We start from the raw sequence: 623 nt of genomic DNA on the forward strand, positions 1-623 counted from the left end.
TATGAATTTTAATTGAATACCAATTTTTATTTCTTTTATATATTTCTCTCTATCAATATAGAGTTTTTGAGCTACAGATAATGAAACTTCTGAAAACGTAAGTTCTTCTCCAGGTTTTGCTTGTGCAATAATAGGTAAATCAACTTGGATGACTTGTCCTATTTTCGGATAACCACCGGTAGTTTGACGGTCAGCAAGAAGAACGATTGGATTGCCGTCCGGTGGAGCCTGAATAGTTCCAAAGTTGACAGCTTCAGAAATCATCTCTTGTTCACTTGCTAAATTTAATTTGGCACCTTGTAATCGATATCCCATTCTGTCCGATTGGTTTGTAATTGTAAATGGAGAGCTTAAAAATTGTTTTTGACTTTCTTCACTAAACAAATCAAATTGTCTTCCACGAATGACGCGAACTTCCTTAGTACGCTTATTTTGAATCATTGTTAAACGTTTCGGGTTAGCCCCCCATGTTGACTCAGAGTATCCGTTTTTTTCATATTTTTTAAGCGATGATTGAATCTTTTCAGCAACACCGCTACAACGTCCGATGGATAACTTATCACCAGCTTTCAATGCCGCACCATTAAAACCACCAATACCTGCACGTAAATAAGTGGATTTGT

The 623-nt window shown here is 36.4% G+C and carries 1 protein-coding gene; it reads right to left on the minus strand.

Annotation, left to right across the window (positions count from 1 at the left end):
* Window positions 1-623 (minus strand): 5-oxoprolinase subunit C family protein (locus GW534_RS16005; RefSeq protein WP_407670494.1); only part of this gene is annotated, 623 nt, incomplete at both ends.

It is taken from the genome of Pallidibacillus pasinlerensis, from assembly GCF_009996845.1.
GTDB lineage: Bacteria > Bacillota > Bacilli > Bacillales > Caldibacillaceae > Pallidibacillus > Pallidibacillus pasinlerensis.